We start from the raw sequence: 14,765 nt of genomic DNA, 5'->3' as shown, positions 1-14,765 counted from the left end.
TCCATATTCTATTCTATATCTTAGTCGGTATAATACATAAGTCCAATCGCCCCCGCTCCGGTATGAATCGAAATGACCGGCGTCGTCTGAACGATATAGACGTGCTGGTATCCTATCGCCTCGATAATCGATTGTTTCAGCCGTTCTGCGAAAGCGAACGCATCGACATGAGCAATTGCCACCTTCCGCACCGTTTTATCCGCGATATCTGAAATCAATTGATTCGTCAAATATTTAATAGCTTGCGAATAGCTGCGCACGTTCGCGATCGGCGTATACATGCCATCGGCCAGCGCGGCGATCGGTTTAATATTTAAAAGCGAACCGACCAGTGCCTTCCCGCGGCCAACCCGTCCGCCTTTTACGAGATTTTCGAGCGTATCAAGCACGACGTATAATCGGGTATGACGGCGAACGTCTTGCAGACGGCTGACAATGGCTGCTACGCTTTTTCCCTCTTTTGCCAATTGTGCCGCTTCCAGCACTTGAAAACCTAACGCAAACGAAATATACTGGGAGTCGACGACCGTTACGTTCGCTTTGGACATGGTAGCGGCATGCTGGGCGGAGCGGACTGTGCCGCTTAGCTCGCCAGACATATGAATGGAAAGGATTTCACTTCCATCTTCGCCGAGACGATCGTAGACTTCGAGAAACTCACCGACAGAAGGCTGCGAGCTTTTCGGCAGTTCCTTTGCCGCTTTCATTTTTTTCATAAACTCATCAGGCGTAATCGTGACGCGGTCAATAAACGCTTCCCCGTCAATCGTAAAATGAAGCGGGACGACTTCAATCCCGTGCTCCTCGAGTACCTCTTTCGATAAATCCACCGTCGAGTCGGTTACAATTTTCACGCTTTTCATGCATTCACTCCTAAATATAGCTTTCTGTACAATTATATAATGAAATGAGAAAAATTCCTATACAAAAGCGCCAAAGAAAAAAGTTGTTTTGCCGAGGCAAAACAACTTTCGAAGATGTTAGGCATTGTTTTTCAACACATTTGTTTTAAAAATTTGTTCGTACACCGGCCATTTTAATACTTTTTTCAAATATTCGCGAAACGAATACACAGAACGAGCATTTGGGGATCGATATACTTTGGCAATAAACATTTCTAAACGGAGTTGAATCATAAATCGGTACGTGTTATCTTCCTCCAATACAGGAATTTCGATAATCTTCACCTTCTGCCCATAAGCATTTTTAAACTCTAGGCTTTTGAATAGCAAAATATCAATCCTCTTTTTTCACCGATTTATTTTTATTATACACCAAATCGGTGAAAAAGTATGTCAGAAATGCGCGAAATCTTTCCGACTTTTTTCGAGCCTAAATGAGCAAGTGGAATAAATTCGGATCTTTATTCACTTCTTGAAACGGGAAGCCTTTTTTCTTCATTCGTTCAATCAGCGGCGCATAATCTTCGCGGCGCTTTAGCTCGATGCCGACTAAAGCCGGACCGCTTTCTTTATTGTTTTTCTTTGTGTATTCAAAACGGGTGATGTCATCGGTCGGTCCTAATACTTCATCCAAAAACTCACGCAGTGCGCCGGCGCGCTGCGGAAAATTCACAATAAAATAATGCTGCAGCCCTTCGTAAATCATTGACCGCTCTTTAATTTCCTGCATCCGGTCAATATCGTTGTTACCGCCGCTGACAATGCAGACGACCGTTTTGCCGCGGATTTTCTCTTTGTAAAAATCGAGCGCCGCGATCGGAAGTGCCCCCGCCGGCTCCGCGACGATCGCGTTTTCATTGTATAATTCCAAAATCGTCGTGCATACTTTCCCTTCCGGCACAACAACGACGTCATCAAGGATTTCCTTGCAAAGGGCAAACGTTTTTTCGCCAACCGTTTTGACCGCCGCACCGTCTACAAATTTATCGATTTCCTCTAATGTCACGACATGACCTTGTTCAAGAGCGGATTTCATCGATGGGGCTCCTGCCGGCTCCACTCCGATAATATTGGTCGCCGGGGAAATGCTCTTAATATATGTACCAAGCCCAGCCATCAATCCGCCGCCACCGATGCTCGCAAACACAAAATCGATCGGCTCTTCGCAGTCATTGAGCACTTCAACGCCGATGGTTCCTTGACCAGCAATGACATACTCATCATCAAACGGATGGATGAATGTACGGCCTTCTTCCTTCGCACATTTCATAGCCTCATTAAAGGAATCATCAAACGTATCGCCTACTAACACAATTTCTACCATATCTTTTCCAAACAGTTGCACTTGCGATACTTTTTGTCTCGGCGTTGTTGCCGGCATGTATATTTTGCCATGCACACCGAGCGCCCGGCATGAATACGCGACCCCTTGCGCATGGTTGCCCGCGCTCGCGCAAATGATTCCTTTTCTCCGTTCTTCCTCGCTTAAATGCTTCATTCGATTGTAAGCGCCGCGAATTTTAAACGAACGGACTACTTGCAAGTCTTCGCGCTTTAAATAGACGTTGCATTCGTACCGTTCCGACAACAGCGGATTTTTTTGCAGCGGAGTATGATAGACAACGTCTTTTAACGTATGATAAGCAATTAAAATGTCTTCCACGTAAACGGTCCCTTGTTTTCGTTTCAATTGTTGTTCCATGCTTTCGTTCCCTTTCTTTCTAAGTTGTTTTTTTAATTTGTAAATTATAGCACAAATTTAAAAAAAGAAAAGGGAATTTTCAAAAAGTTTATAAAAACATTTAGCGCGATGATTTACTAAAAAGAAAGACGACCGTCTTACGTGCGGTCGTCTTTCTCCTGTTCATATTCCTCGGCAAACTCGGTCGCCCATCTCCCTTCGTCATACCAGCGGTACTTCTCTTCCTTTCTCGCTTCTTCAAGAATATGGTTTTCCATAAACAAATGAAAAAACGCTTCAATGGCGCCGATGGCCAGTGCACAGAAAAAGGAAGCGTATGCCATGTTTATCGTAGGTTCAATGAGCGCATAGCTTGTCAGCCAAATCATTAAAAACGCGAGCGGAAGATCGGCAATAACGGCGACAAAATTGCCAAAGCGGGGCAAAATCATTAAATCGCCGACGATATAAGAGGCGAGCGTGGTTCCTGCCGCCATGAGCAAAACGAGCAGCGGCGGGGCGTTAAAAATCGCAAAAATAGAAAGCAGCGCGATGCTCCAGCCAACGAATTTCACGAGCAATGGAACGATATGCTTCATCCGTACTCCTCCATTTCCATTCATTGTTTACTGTTATCGTTCCTTTTTTGCGCTGCTTCTATTCGATCATAAAGAAAAACGTGTCCCGCCAAACGGCGAAACACGTTAACGTTTGCGTTCATACACGATAAACGCATAATCATATGGATTTTTTTCATCTTTTATTCCTTTCGTATAGGAAACGAGCTGCCACTCTGACTCATCGAAAGCCGGATAAAACGTATCACCCGGAAAACTCGCCTCAATTTTCGTAATGTAAAGACGATCGGCAACCGGCAACGTCGCCCGAAACAGCTCCGCGCCGCCAATGACAAACACTTCATCATCGCGCATTGCGGCAAACCGCTTCACTTCCTCAATCGAGTGCAGCACTTTGCATCCTTCCAGTTGAAACGAGCGATCGCGCGTGACAATGACATTTTCTCTGCCGGGAAGCGGCCGGCCGATCGATTCAAACGTTTTGCGTCCCATCACAATCGCATGGCCCATCGTTACTTTTTTAAAATACGCTAAATCGGCCGGCAAATGCCATGGCAAGCGATTGTCTTTGCCGATGACGCGGTTTTGATCCATGGCGAAAATGTGCGAAATCATCGTATCTCTCCTTTATACCGCAACCGGTGCTTTAATATGCGGATGAGGATCATAGTCAACAATTTCAAAATCGGCAAATTCGTATTCAAAAATCGATGCCGGCTTCCGCTTGATCACCAGCTTCGGAAGCGGGCGCGGCTCTCTTGCTAGCTGCAGTTTTGCTTGTTCCAAATGATTTTTATACAAATGCACATCGCCACCGCTAAAAATCAATTCGCCGACGTCTAAATCGCACTGCTCGGCGATCATATGCGTTAACAGCGCATAGCTGGCGATGTTAAACGGCAATCCTAAAAACGTATCGACAGAACGTTGTTGCCACATGCAAGAGAGCTTTCCATCGGCGACGTAAAATTGAAACGCATAATGGCAAGGCGGCAATTTCATATTGTCCAATTCCGCGACGTTCCATGCGTTTACTAATAAGCGGCGGGAATTTGGGTTTCGTTTAATTTCTTCAATGACCCAGCTGATTTGATCCACCGTTTTGCCATCGGCCCCTTTCCAAGAACGCCACTGCGCACCGTATATCGGGCCTAAATCGCCGTTTTCATCCGCCCACTCATCCCAGATCGTCACGCCGTTTTCCTGCAAATACCGAACGTTCGTATCGCCTTTTAAAAACCATAATAATTCGTAAATAATCGAACGAATATGTAATTTTTTTGTCGTTAAGAGAGGGAATCCTTCCTGCAAATTAAAACGCAATTGTCTCCCAAATACAGAAAGCGTCCCGGTTCCCGTTCGATCTTCTTTATGTACGCCATTTTCTAAAATATCTTGAAGTAAATCTAAATACTGCCTCATCTCCGCTTCATCCTTTCTGACGTATTACTTTCAAATATTATATATAAAAGCAGGTGTAAACACTAGAAAAAAATCACGGGAGCACTCCCGTGACTAACAAATGCGCGGCAATAAAAGACCTGATAATCGATATAATCTTCGCGTTGTTCCGAGCGGTGTTCTCAATAATAGTTGGCCTTTGTCCGTCGAACGCACAGTACCAATGACAGCGGCATCTTTTCCTTCTGGAAACGAACGAATCGCATCAAGAACATTTTGTTCATCTTCTTTAGCGACGATGAAAATCACTTTTCCCTCATTCGCTAAATAGATTGGTTCAAATCCGAGCAACTCACATGCCCCTTCTACTTCTCTTTTTAGAGGAATCGCTTCCTCTTCTAATTCAATCGTCACTTGAAAATCTTCACAAATTTCAACAAGAGCAGTCGCTAAACCACCCCGAGTTGGATCACGCATGATTCGAATGTTCTTTGATGCCTCCATCGCGGCTGAAATCATCGGATATAAAGTAGCACAATCACTTTCTACATTTGTCATTAATCCAAGTCCCCCTCGAGCAGTCAAAACGGCAATGCCATGATCACCGACCGAACCGCTAATAATGACGGAATCTCCTTCTTGAATAGAAGCGGTTAATGGTTGAGGGACAACACCAAGCCCTGTTGTGTTAATATAAATGCCATCCGCGGATCCACGTTCGACCACTTTCGTATCGCCTGCGATGATTTGCACATTCGCTTTTTTCGCTTCTTCCGCCATGGAACGAACAATCTGTTTTAAATCGTTTAGCGGAAAACCTTCTTCAATGATAAAACTGCATGTCATCATTTTTGGAATTGCTCCTGATACAGCTAAATCGTTTACCGTTCCTGCTACGGCAAGTTTTCCGATATTGCCCCCTGGAAAAAAGATCGGTTTCACAACAAAGCTATCGGTTGTCATTGCGATTTGGCCTTTTTCGATAGGAAAAAGAGCCGAATCAAACTTTGCATAAGCGTCGTTATGAAAATAGGCAACAAATACTTGCTGAATGAGTTGATGCGCCAACTCCCCCCCATCTCCATGGGCGAGCGTTATACGATCCATCTTTATTCCTCCCTCATATACTGATAGTAAGCCGCACAGCTGCCTTCGGATGAAACCATGCATGGTCCGATTGGATTCAGTGGTGTACACGCTTTTCCAAATAAGGCGCATTCAGGTGGATCGATTAACCCACGAATAACTTCTCCACAACGGCATTTTGTTTTTCGTGGACTTTGCATAGGAACGGAAAACTTTTCTTTTGCATTAAATTGACGATATTCCTCGCGGAAATCCATCCCGCTTTGAGGGATGATGCCGATTCCGCGCCATGGTTCATCGCATAACGAAAAATAATGATTCATCCAATATTTCGCATGTTTATTTCCTTCTTCGGATACGACATTTCGATATTCGTTCATCACAAGCGCGTTTTGCTCCAGCGCCAACACCAGTAATCGACGCAAGCTGCTAAGCAACTCAATCGCTTCAAATCCGCTTATAACTCCTGGCAAATGATATTCCGCAGCTAAAAATTCAAAATGCTTTCGCCCCATGACCATCGAAACATGACCAGGGAGAAGAAAGCCATCTAACGCTACTTCTTTGTTATTGAGAAGATGGCGTAAAATCGGTTCCGTTAATTTGGTCGACATCCAGATGGAAAAATTACGAACCTCGTTTTCTTCTGCTTCTTTTAGCGCTGCCGCTAAAATCGGAATGGTCGTTTCAAAACCAATCCCTAAAAAAATCACTTCTTTTTGTTGATTTTGCTCCGCAATGCGAACGGCATCAATCGGCGAATAAACAACACGAATATCTTTGCCCTCTGCTTTTGCTTGCATCAATGTTCCGTTAGAACCTGGAACACGCATCATATCTCCAAACGTACAAATAATGCGGTCATCTCCACCGGTAAGAGAAATCATCGCATCAATGGCAGCTTGGTCCGTCACGCAAACCGGGCACCCCGGTCCTGAAATGAGCCGAATATCATCTTGTAATGCTTTCTTCACTCCTGTTCTTGCAAGAGACATCGTATGTGAACCACATACTTCCATAAATGCAGGGATGCGTTGGAATTTTCTTTGAAATTGTTTCGCCAACTCTTTTACTTCATCTAATAACGCCCGACTAATTTTCGAACTCGTAGACGGATCAATCAGCCCATGCATCGGCTAGCTTCCTCCATTCTTCCAGGCTCTCTTTTGCGTACTCTTCATCGATAATAGACATCGCTTGTCCAGCATGAACAATGACATAGTCGCCGATTTTTACTTCTGGAACAAAAATAATCCCTACGTTCATTTGTGACCCCATAACATCGACTAATGCAGAGAAACCATTGATTTCAATCACTTTGGCAGGAACACCAACGCACATTATTTTCTCTCCCTTCGATTCGCGGCAATAATTAATTGACCAAGCGCTAATCCACCATCATTGCACGGAACTTTTTGATGGGTATAAACGATAAAACCTAATTTTCTTAAGCCTGTGATCAGGTGTTTAACCAAATAACGATTATGCATACTGCCGCCGGATAAGACAATTTTACGATGATATTGCGAATGCTTCTCTATCGCTTTACGAATCATCTCAATGGCTGCGGACACAACGGTTTGATGGAATCGCCCCGCAATGGTTTCGATGTTTTTGTTTCGCTTTACATCTTCTGCAATCGCAAGCCACATCGCTGCTAAATCGATTTCCATCATATTGTTTTCTTTTAATTTAAACGGGTAAGGTTCATATATATGCTCTTCATCCACCAATTCTGCTAGACGAATCGCTGCTTCTCCATCATATGTGGATTGCGTGCAAACATGTAGAAAAGCGCTCACTGCGTCAAATAATCGCCCGCACGTTCCAGCTTTCGGAGCGTGGATATTCTTTTCCATCATCTGTCTTAAAATTCGAATTTCATACTGTTTATCAGGAAAACGTTCTATAGCCAGTTCATATCCTTTTTCTCCTAAATAAAACCCTAACATCCCGACTGCAGTACGCCACGGTTCTTTGATGCATCGCTCCCCACTCGGCAACGGGGTGTACGTTAAATGTCCGAGCCGTTGATAATGAGAAGCATCGCCATACAGAAGTTCAAATCCCCATATATGTCCATCTTCTCCATACCCTGTTCCATCCAAAATCAACCCGAAACAGCTGCTTTTTATACCATTGTCCTCCATGCATGACACCATATGCGCATGATGATGCTGCACCGGAATAACTGAAACATCCCATTCTTTTACAATGTTCCATGTTTCATAGTTTGGATGCATATCAACAGCAACGACTTTCGGCTCTACTCCCATCCATGTTCGTAAATGTTCATATTCGCGCTGAAAATGTTCGACGACCTCCATATTTTGCAAATCCCCAATATGTGGTCCGAGAAAAATTTGTTCGTTTCGCCCAAAAGCAAACACATTTTTTTGTTGTCCGCCTAAAGCGGCCACTTCGTGAACATCGCTTGTTGTAAAAAATGGATCAGGGACAAACCCACGTGCCCGACGTAAAAAATCAACGTTGCCATGTTGAATTTGAACAACCGAATCATCAATCGGATGAACAATTGGCCGATTATGGATAAGAAAATAGTCAGCAATCGCCTTTAAATCTTGAAGAGCTTGCTCATCGTTATACAAGATTGGTACGCCCGACCGATTCGCACTTGTCATCACTAATACAGGCATATGTTCTTCATCTAGCAACAAATGATGAAGCGGTGTATAAGGCAGCATCACTCCAACCGTTTGTAATCCCGGAGCAAGCGACGGAGCGAGCGGATACGTTTTCCTTCTTTTTAAAACAACAATCGGAGCTTCAGGCGACTTTAACATCCGCTTCTCCTCTTCCTTCACCTCACACATTTGCTCTGCAACGGAGAGGGAGGCTGCCATCACCGCTAATGGGCGATTCGGTCGTCGCTTTCTCGTTCGTAATTGTTGCACAGCTTGTTCATTTGTAGCGTCGCACGCAAGATGATAACCACCTAATCCTTTAATCGCTACAATCGCTCCCGATAACAACAGTTGTTTCGCCTTTTCAATCGCATCCCCATCAAGCGTTTGGCCATTGCAATCGATGAGCGTAACGCGCGGTCCGCATACCGGGCAAGCAATCGGTTGCGCGTGATGACGTCGATTCAGCGGGTCTTCGTATTCTTTCCGGCAACGTTCGCACATTGGAAAGGATTTCATCGACGTATACGGGCGATCGTAAGGCAGCTGCTCAATAATCGTATACCGCGGTCCGCATTGGGTGCAGTTAATAAACGGATAGCGATAGCGATAATCATTAGGATCGTTCATTTCTTGCAAGCAATCATCACAAACAGCTGTATCGATTGGAATGACAAGGGAAGAAGCCCCCTTTCGCTCACTTTCAATAATGGAAAATTGTTGAAAACCTTGATAGGCTACCTCCAAAACGTTCAATTGATCAATGCGAGATAAACGAGGGGCTTCCGTCTGTAATGAAAGTAAAAATGACTGCAGCTCCTTCTCTTCTCCTTCTGCAAAAACGGTAACACCGTCCATGTTGTTTTGAACCGTTCCCTTTATGTGATAGCGATGAGCGAGTTGGAAGACAAAGGGACGGAACCCGACGCCTTGAACCCGTCCCTTAATCGTCACTTTTATTGATTTTTGCATCGTGCAATACCCTCTCGAATCCAATGGAACCATTGGTCCATTCCTTCATTGGTTTTCGCAGATAACGGAATAAGCAAAGATTGCGGGTTAATGCCTTTTAAGTCCTCTTTCGCTTGTTCCACATCAAAATCGAGATAAGGTAATAAATCAATTTTATTTAGTAAAACAAGTTCGGTACGCATAAACATCGTCGGGTATTTTGGAATTTTATCATTTCCTTCAGGAACACTTAATACGGCGACCTTATGCTGTTGCCCTAAATCGTAGCCAGAAGGGCAGACGAGATTGCCAACATTTTCAATAAACAAAAGGTCGATTTCATTGAAATCAAATTGTGGCAAAACCGCAGCAATCATTCGTGCGTCTAAATGGCAGCCGCCATGCGTATTAATTTGTACTGCCTGCGCGCCTAGTGCACGAATTCGTTCGGCATCTTTTTCCGTTGCTAAATCTCCTTCAATGACACCGATCCGAAAATCTTTTGCCAATGTTTCAATCGTTTTTTCTAAAATCGTTGTTTTTCCCGCTCCCGGGGAACTCATCAAATTAATGACAAGCGTTTTCGATTCTTCAAACAGACGACGGTTAAACTCTGCGGCGCGATTGTTATTCGTTAAAACATCTACCTCTAGCGTTACTTTCATGCTGTCGAACTCCCTTCGTATGTCAATACTCGAAATGCCTCTCCAGCAATAATTCGGCCGCTCGGCAACAGACACGACGGACATTGAACGAGTCTCGATTGCGGCAGATATTCCCGCTCACAAATAGGACAAAACGCTTTCGCCCGTTCAAAATGAATGATCAGCTGCGCGTCTTCAGTTAATCGGTTATCTTTTTGCAACTTATAAGCAGCAAACGCCATTTCTAAAGCTTCAGGAAGCGCATTGCTAAGCTCTCCTACAAGCAATTCTATTTTTGTAACAGAACCGATGTTTCGTTTGGCCGCATCTTGTTCAATCAAACGGACAATTTCCTCCATTAAAGCCAATTCATGCATATAAATCCCTTTCTAGTTGGACGTGCCATTCGTTTTTTATTTTTTTTGTCGCAAGCAACGGCATCTTTAATGTCCCCATCTCCGATGCCAAATCAAATTCACGGTCACAATATAAGCAGATAAAACGATGTTCTAACTGGATATAATGCGGCATGACATGACAATGAGAACAAATAGCTTTTCTCGCCTTTATCTCGCCATTTTGTGCATAAATAACAACAGGAACATGATGAACGTGCTTCACTTCCGCCCCTTTTAATTCATTAGCATCGTACATCCCAAGAAGATGCCACTTACAATGAACAGATGAGAAAATTTCTTTCATTTTTTTTATCTCATCTTCTAATAATGGGGCCGAAGCTTCTTTAATTGTTTCAACTAAACTGTTCCGCATTTCTTTTAAAAACTGCAAGCGATTCATAAAGCTTCCCACCACTTTTTCACTTGTTGAACCACTTTTTCTGCTAACTGAGGAAGTTGTGCTTGAACAATGGGGGATAATTGTAATCCAAGTTCAAGTGAAGCGGGTTGGACGCCAAACAAAATCATATGTTTGGGACATGTTTCCCGAATTTTTGCCGCAGAGAGAACCTCTTGAAACCCTAATTGATGAATCGACATTTTCACTCCAAAGTAAGCAGGAATTTCATCATCGACAAGCGTCACGATCGTCCCAGCATCCTTCCCCGCATTCACCGCATCAACAACAATTAAATAATCCGTTTCTTCAATGGTTCCCAACAATCTCATCCCATCTGTTGAACCTTCTATCACTTCCACGTTTTCGTAGTGAGAAAGCCGTTCTTCTAATAAAGGCAAAAGATGAATGCCAACTCCCTCATCCGAATAGAGTAAATTCCCTATGCCAAGAACAGTAATTTTCCGTTTACTTCTCATCCTGTTCACCTAAAGTTTCTTTTTTACGCTCCATCTTGTAGCCTGTGACAATAGAAGACATTGTGCCGTTTCGCTGTAAATAGTCTTCACGGAACGCCATATAGACATGGACGATGGTAAAGATCATAAATCCCCATGCGACTAAATGATGCCATGATCGAACAGAGAAACTGTCCCCGCCAAACAAATGAGCAACCCACATAAACATTTTTCCGTAAACCGACTCCGGCTGTGGTTCAAATAATAAATAATAGCCTGTGAGAATCATAATGATGGAGCCAAGACCGATAAAAATCCAGTAACTTAATTGGGCAAGCGGGTTGTGACCGATATAATGTTTCTTTTTATTTTTTAAAAACAAATAATACTTAATAGTTTCCCATGTTTCTTTCCAGAAAGAGAGACGAAGCAAGTTCGAAGTCGCATGTTCGTTTCCTTTATACACCCAATACCAGCGCACAGCCAAATTAATGGTGAAGACAAACGCGGTAAAAAAGTGGACATATCGTGCCCATCCCATTAAATAGGAATAATACGCTTCTTCTGGAATGGAAGCGGAAGCAAACGGGCGGCCGATAAACACGCCCGTAATCATTAAAATGAAAATGGAAAATGCATTAATCCAATGGAAAATGCGAACAGGCAACTCCCAGACGTACACTTTCACCATTTGATCGTTGAGCGGAATCGTTTTAGCCTTGCGCTTGCGCGATTTTTTCCAAACTATTTTCACTGTTTCTTTTTCAATTTTTGGATTTGTCGGGATCGACATAATGCTTCCCTCCCTACCCAATGTAAATATTAGTCGTTTGTTTGGAAGTAACATCTGTTAAATGAACGGAACATGCTAAACATGGGTCAAACGAATGAATAATGCGTAAAATTTCTAACGGTTTTTCCTTATCTAAAAGAGGTGTGCCTTTTAATGAAGCCTCGTATGCACCCATTTGATTTTTATGATCGCGCGGTGAAGCGTTCCACGTTGTTGGTACAACCGCTTGATAGTTTTTTGTTTTTCCATCTTCAATTTCAATCCAATGGCCTAAAGACCCGCGCGGCGCTTCCATCCAGCCTACTCCTTTCGCTTTCTTCGGCCACGTTTCTGGTTCCCATTTTGTCCGGTCAAAGGTGACTTGGTCGCCATTTTTAATATTTTTTAATAACGCATCCATGTCATCGCGCATCCATTTTGCAACAAGAACTGATTCCAATCCACGCGCAACTGTTCTTCCTAACGCTGATTGCATCGCCTCAAGCGGCCAATTCAATTTCTTCAATGTGTCGTCTATTAAACTGACAAATTCGTCTCGTTTTAACGCATAGCCGACAAGCATACGCGCGAGCGGTCCCGTCTCCATCGGATGCTCTTTCCAACGTGGAGATTTAATCCAGCTGTACTTTTCATCTGTATTTAACGTTTTGAACGGAGGTTTTGGACCTGTGTAACGGAGCGATGTTTCCCCTTCCCACGGATGTTTGCCAATTCCGCCTTCTTTTCCGTCATAGGTGTACCATGAATGATCAATAAACTCTTTCACTTGCTCTGGATCTTTCAAATCAACATCTAGCACTTCATGGAAGTTTCCGTTCAAAATCACGCCGCGCGGGAAGCGGTAAAGTTTAACCTCGCGAATGTCTCCTGTTGAAAAGTCACCGTAACATAAGTAGCTATTTAAGCCACCGCCGTATGTCCAATCTTTATAATAAGAGCCGATGGCAAGCAAATCCGGGATATACACTTTATTAACAAATTCAATGGCTCCATCAATAATTTGTGAAACATGCATCAATCGTTCCGCATGAACCGCATTGTCGCTGTTAATATCGATCGGCGTCGCCATTCCACCGACAACATAGTGAGGATGAGGGTTTTTTCCGCCAAAAATCGTATGAATTTTAACAATTTCTTTTTGCCAATCAAGTGCTTCCAAATAGTGTGCAACCGCTAACAAGTTGACTTCTGGCGGCAATTTATAAGCTTTATGTCCCCAATATCCGTTTGCAAAAATGCCAAGTTGGCCGCTTTCCGCGACTTTTTGGATTTTTGTTTGAATTTCTTTGAAATATCCCGGTGATGATTTTGGCCAGTCCGAAATGGATTGCGCAATGCGACTCGTTTCATTTGGATCTGCTTTTAATGCACTTAATACATCCACCCAGTCAAATGCGTGCAGGTGATAAAAATGAACAACATGGTCGTGTAAAAAAATAGCTGCATTCATAATGTCACGAATAAGATGAGCGTTTCTTGGAATTTTAATATCAAGCGCATCCTCAACGGCGCGAATTGATGCTAACGCATGTACCGTTGTACAGACACCGCAAATCCGTTGCACATATGCCCATACATCACGAGGATCGCGATCGCGAACAATCAGTTCAATTCCTCGCACCGCTGTACCAGAGCTGAATGCATCTTGAATGATCCCTTTTTCATCAACGTCCGCCTCAATGCGTAAATGACCTTCAATTCGCGTTACTGGATCTACAACAATTCGTTCTGTCATTTCCGTTCACCTCATTCATGATTCTCTTGATCTTTTTTCTTTACCGCTGTGATCGCTGCATGTGCGGCAACTCCTGCCGCCGTTACACCAGCTGCAATCGCACCAACCGTTTCTGGATTAATCGTCGTTTGTGATGCGGGGATTTTTGCACGACGAACGTAAAATGGCCCGTTATCCCAGAATCCCTTTTCTGAACAGCCGATGCATGGATTGCCAGATTGAATCGGATAACTCACCCCACCATTCCAACGCATTTCTGCACAAGAGTTATATGTAGTTGGGCCTTTACAGCCGAGTTTATACAAACAATATCCTTGTTTTGCACCTTCATCATCAAATGACTCCGCAAACAATCCTGCGTCAAAATACGCCCGACGGTTGCATTTATCGTGAACACGATGACGATAAAACGCTTTCGGTCTTCTTAGATGGTCCAATTCCGGTAATGTACCGAACGTAATAATATGGGCAATAACCCCTGTCATCACTTCAGCAATCGGCGGGCATCCAGGAACTACTACAATCGGCTTGTCCTTTACAAAGTGCGTAACTGGTTTGGCATTCGTCGGATTTGGATGAGCGGCCGCAATACCTCCCCATGACGAACAGCTTCCGTAAGCGATAATCGCTTTCGCCCCTTTTGCTGCTTCAATGAAAGTTTCTTTTGCCGACATACCGCCAACGGTCAAAAACGCATCATCCATTGGCAAGCTGCCTTCCACCGCCAATATGTACTCTCCATAATAGTCTTTCATCACATGTTTTCTCGCTTCTTCAACTTGATGTCCGGAAGCAGCAGATAAAACTTCTGTATATTCGAGCGAGATCATATCGAAAAGCACACTTTCCACTTTTGGATGTGTAGAACGAATAAATGATTCCGAACATCCTGTACAGTCTTGAAACTGTAACCAGATGACTGGAACACGCGCGCTTTTTTCCATCGCTGCAACAACTTTATCTGTTTCGGAGAAATCTAGCCCCATTGTTGCCGCTAGCGCCGTACACATTTTTAAAAAATCACGTCTTGTAAAGCCACGATCTAAAACGGTTTCCAAAATTGTTTTTCTTTTCATGTAATTCCTCCCCCTTTGCA

Annotated in this window: 17 protein-coding genes; all 17 read right to left on the bottom strand. The window is 43.6% G+C overall.

Translation table 11 applies throughout. The annotated features are described in order from the left end of the window. Positions 1 to 20: 20 nt before the first annotated feature. A complete protein-coding gene (gene fakB / locus AC1WMD_RS11385) occupies positions 21 to 863 on the bottom strand; it encodes a fatty acid kinase binding subunit FakB (protein ID WP_494257284.1) in 843 nt (280 codons plus the stop codon). A 117-nt stretch (positions 864 to 980) separates the two neighbouring features. Next, the gene (locus AC1WMD_RS11380) at positions 981 to 1,232 is read right to left on the bottom strand and encodes a YpmP family protein (protein WP_043904590.1); all 252 of its coding nucleotides are present in this window, start codon (positions 1,230 to 1,232) and stop codon (positions 981 to 983) included. A 100-nt stretch (positions 1,233 to 1,332) separates the two neighbouring features. Then, positions 1,333 to 2,604, bottom strand: coding sequence for a threonine ammonia-lyase IlvA (ilvA, locus tag AC1WMD_RS11375; protein WP_043904589.1), 1,272 nt, complete (start codon positions 2,602 to 2,604; stop codon positions 1,333 to 1,335). A 137-nt stretch (positions 2,605 to 2,741) separates the two neighbouring features. Next, positions 2,742 to 3,182, bottom strand: coding sequence for a YndM family protein (locus tag AC1WMD_RS11370; RefSeq protein WP_494257283.1), 441 nt, complete (start codon positions 3,180 to 3,182; stop codon positions 2,742 to 2,744). A gap of 105 nt (positions 3,183 to 3,287) precedes the next feature. Beyond that, positions 3,288 to 3,776, bottom strand: coding sequence for a dihydrofolate reductase (locus AC1WMD_RS11365; protein WP_043904587.1), 489 nt, complete (start codon positions 3,774 to 3,776; stop codon positions 3,288 to 3,290). A 12-nt stretch (positions 3,777 to 3,788) separates the two neighbouring features. After that, positions 3,789 to 4,583: a thymidylate synthase gene (thyA, locus tag AC1WMD_RS11360; RefSeq protein ID WP_043904586.1), complete on the bottom strand. Its 795-nt coding sequence runs from the start codon at positions 4,581 to 4,583 to the stop codon at positions 3,789 to 3,791. 93 nt (positions 4,584 to 4,676) lie between these two features. After that, entirely contained in the window at positions 4,677 to 5,669 is a 993-nt protein-coding gene (hypE, locus tag AC1WMD_RS11355; RefSeq protein ID WP_043904585.1) for a hydrogenase expression/formation protein HypE, read from the bottom strand. A gap of 2 nt (positions 5,670 to 5,671) precedes the next feature. Continuing rightward, the gene (hypD, locus tag AC1WMD_RS11350; RefSeq protein WP_494257282.1) at positions 5,672 to 6,781 is read right to left on the bottom strand and encodes a hydrogenase formation protein HypD; all 1,110 of its coding nucleotides are present in this window, start codon (positions 6,779 to 6,781) and stop codon (positions 5,672 to 5,674) included. Then, a complete protein-coding gene (locus AC1WMD_RS11345) occupies positions 6,765 to 6,989 on the bottom strand; it encodes a HypC/HybG/HupF family hydrogenase formation chaperone (RefSeq protein ID WP_043904583.1) in 225 nt (74 codons plus the stop codon). Before AC1WMD_RS11345 ends, hypD begins: the two co-directional genes overlap by 17 nt. Further along, positions 6,989 to 9,265: a carbamoyltransferase HypF gene (hypF, locus tag AC1WMD_RS11340; protein ID WP_043904582.1), complete on the bottom strand. Its 2,277-nt coding sequence runs from the start codon at positions 9,263 to 9,265 to the stop codon at positions 6,989 to 6,991. The genes AC1WMD_RS11345 and hypF overlap by 1 nt, the downstream gene beginning before the upstream one ends. Next, complete coding sequence (hypB, locus tag AC1WMD_RS11335; protein ID WP_043904581.1) at positions 9,250 to 9,909, bottom strand: hydrogenase nickel incorporation protein HypB; 660 nt, start codon at positions 9,907 to 9,909, stop codon at positions 9,250 to 9,252. The genes hypF and hypB overlap by 16 nt, the downstream gene beginning before the upstream one ends. Then, positions 9,906 to 10,265: a hydrogenase maturation nickel metallochaperone HypA/HybF gene (locus AC1WMD_RS11330; RefSeq protein WP_043904580.1), complete on the bottom strand. Its 360-nt coding sequence runs from the start codon at positions 10,263 to 10,265 to the stop codon at positions 9,906 to 9,908. Before AC1WMD_RS11330 ends, hypB begins: the two co-directional genes overlap by 4 nt. Further along, on the bottom strand, positions 10,258 to 10,686 hold the full coding sequence (locus AC1WMD_RS11325; RefSeq protein WP_494257280.1) for a Rieske 2Fe-2S domain-containing protein: 429 nt from the start codon (positions 10,684 to 10,686) through the stop codon (positions 10,258 to 10,260). Before AC1WMD_RS11325 ends, AC1WMD_RS11330 begins: the two co-directional genes overlap by 8 nt. Continuing rightward, positions 10,683 to 11,162, bottom strand: a complete 480-nt coding sequence (locus AC1WMD_RS11320) for a HyaD/HybD family hydrogenase maturation endopeptidase (RefSeq protein WP_043904578.1) — start codon at positions 11,160 to 11,162, stop codon at positions 10,683 to 10,685. Before AC1WMD_RS11320 ends, AC1WMD_RS11325 begins: the two co-directional genes overlap by 4 nt. Next, positions 11,152 to 11,934 carry a Ni/Fe-hydrogenase, b-type cytochrome subunit gene (gene cybH, locus AC1WMD_RS11315; protein WP_494257278.1) on the bottom strand — a complete coding sequence of 261 codons (783 nt, stop codon included), beginning with the start codon at positions 11,932 to 11,934 and terminating at the stop codon, positions 11,152 to 11,154. The genes AC1WMD_RS11320 and cybH overlap by 11 nt, the downstream gene beginning before the upstream one ends. Positions 11,935 to 11,947: 13 nt before the next feature. Then, positions 11,948 to 13,669, bottom strand: a complete 1,722-nt coding sequence (locus AC1WMD_RS11310) for a nickel-dependent hydrogenase large subunit (protein ID WP_043904576.1) — start codon at positions 13,667 to 13,669, stop codon at positions 11,948 to 11,950. An 11-nt stretch (positions 13,670 to 13,680) separates the two neighbouring features. After that, positions 13,681 to 14,745: a hydrogenase small subunit gene (locus AC1WMD_RS11305; RefSeq protein ID WP_494257277.1), complete on the bottom strand. Its 1,065-nt coding sequence runs from the start codon at positions 14,743 to 14,745 to the stop codon at positions 13,681 to 13,683. Positions 14,746 to 14,765 lie beyond the last annotated feature (20 nt).

The organism is Parageobacillus sp. NEAU-HV-2, from assembly GCF_059115485.1.
The sequence above is the reverse complement of the archived record's forward strand: the minus strand, read 5'-3'. Positions and strand labels throughout refer to the sequence as shown.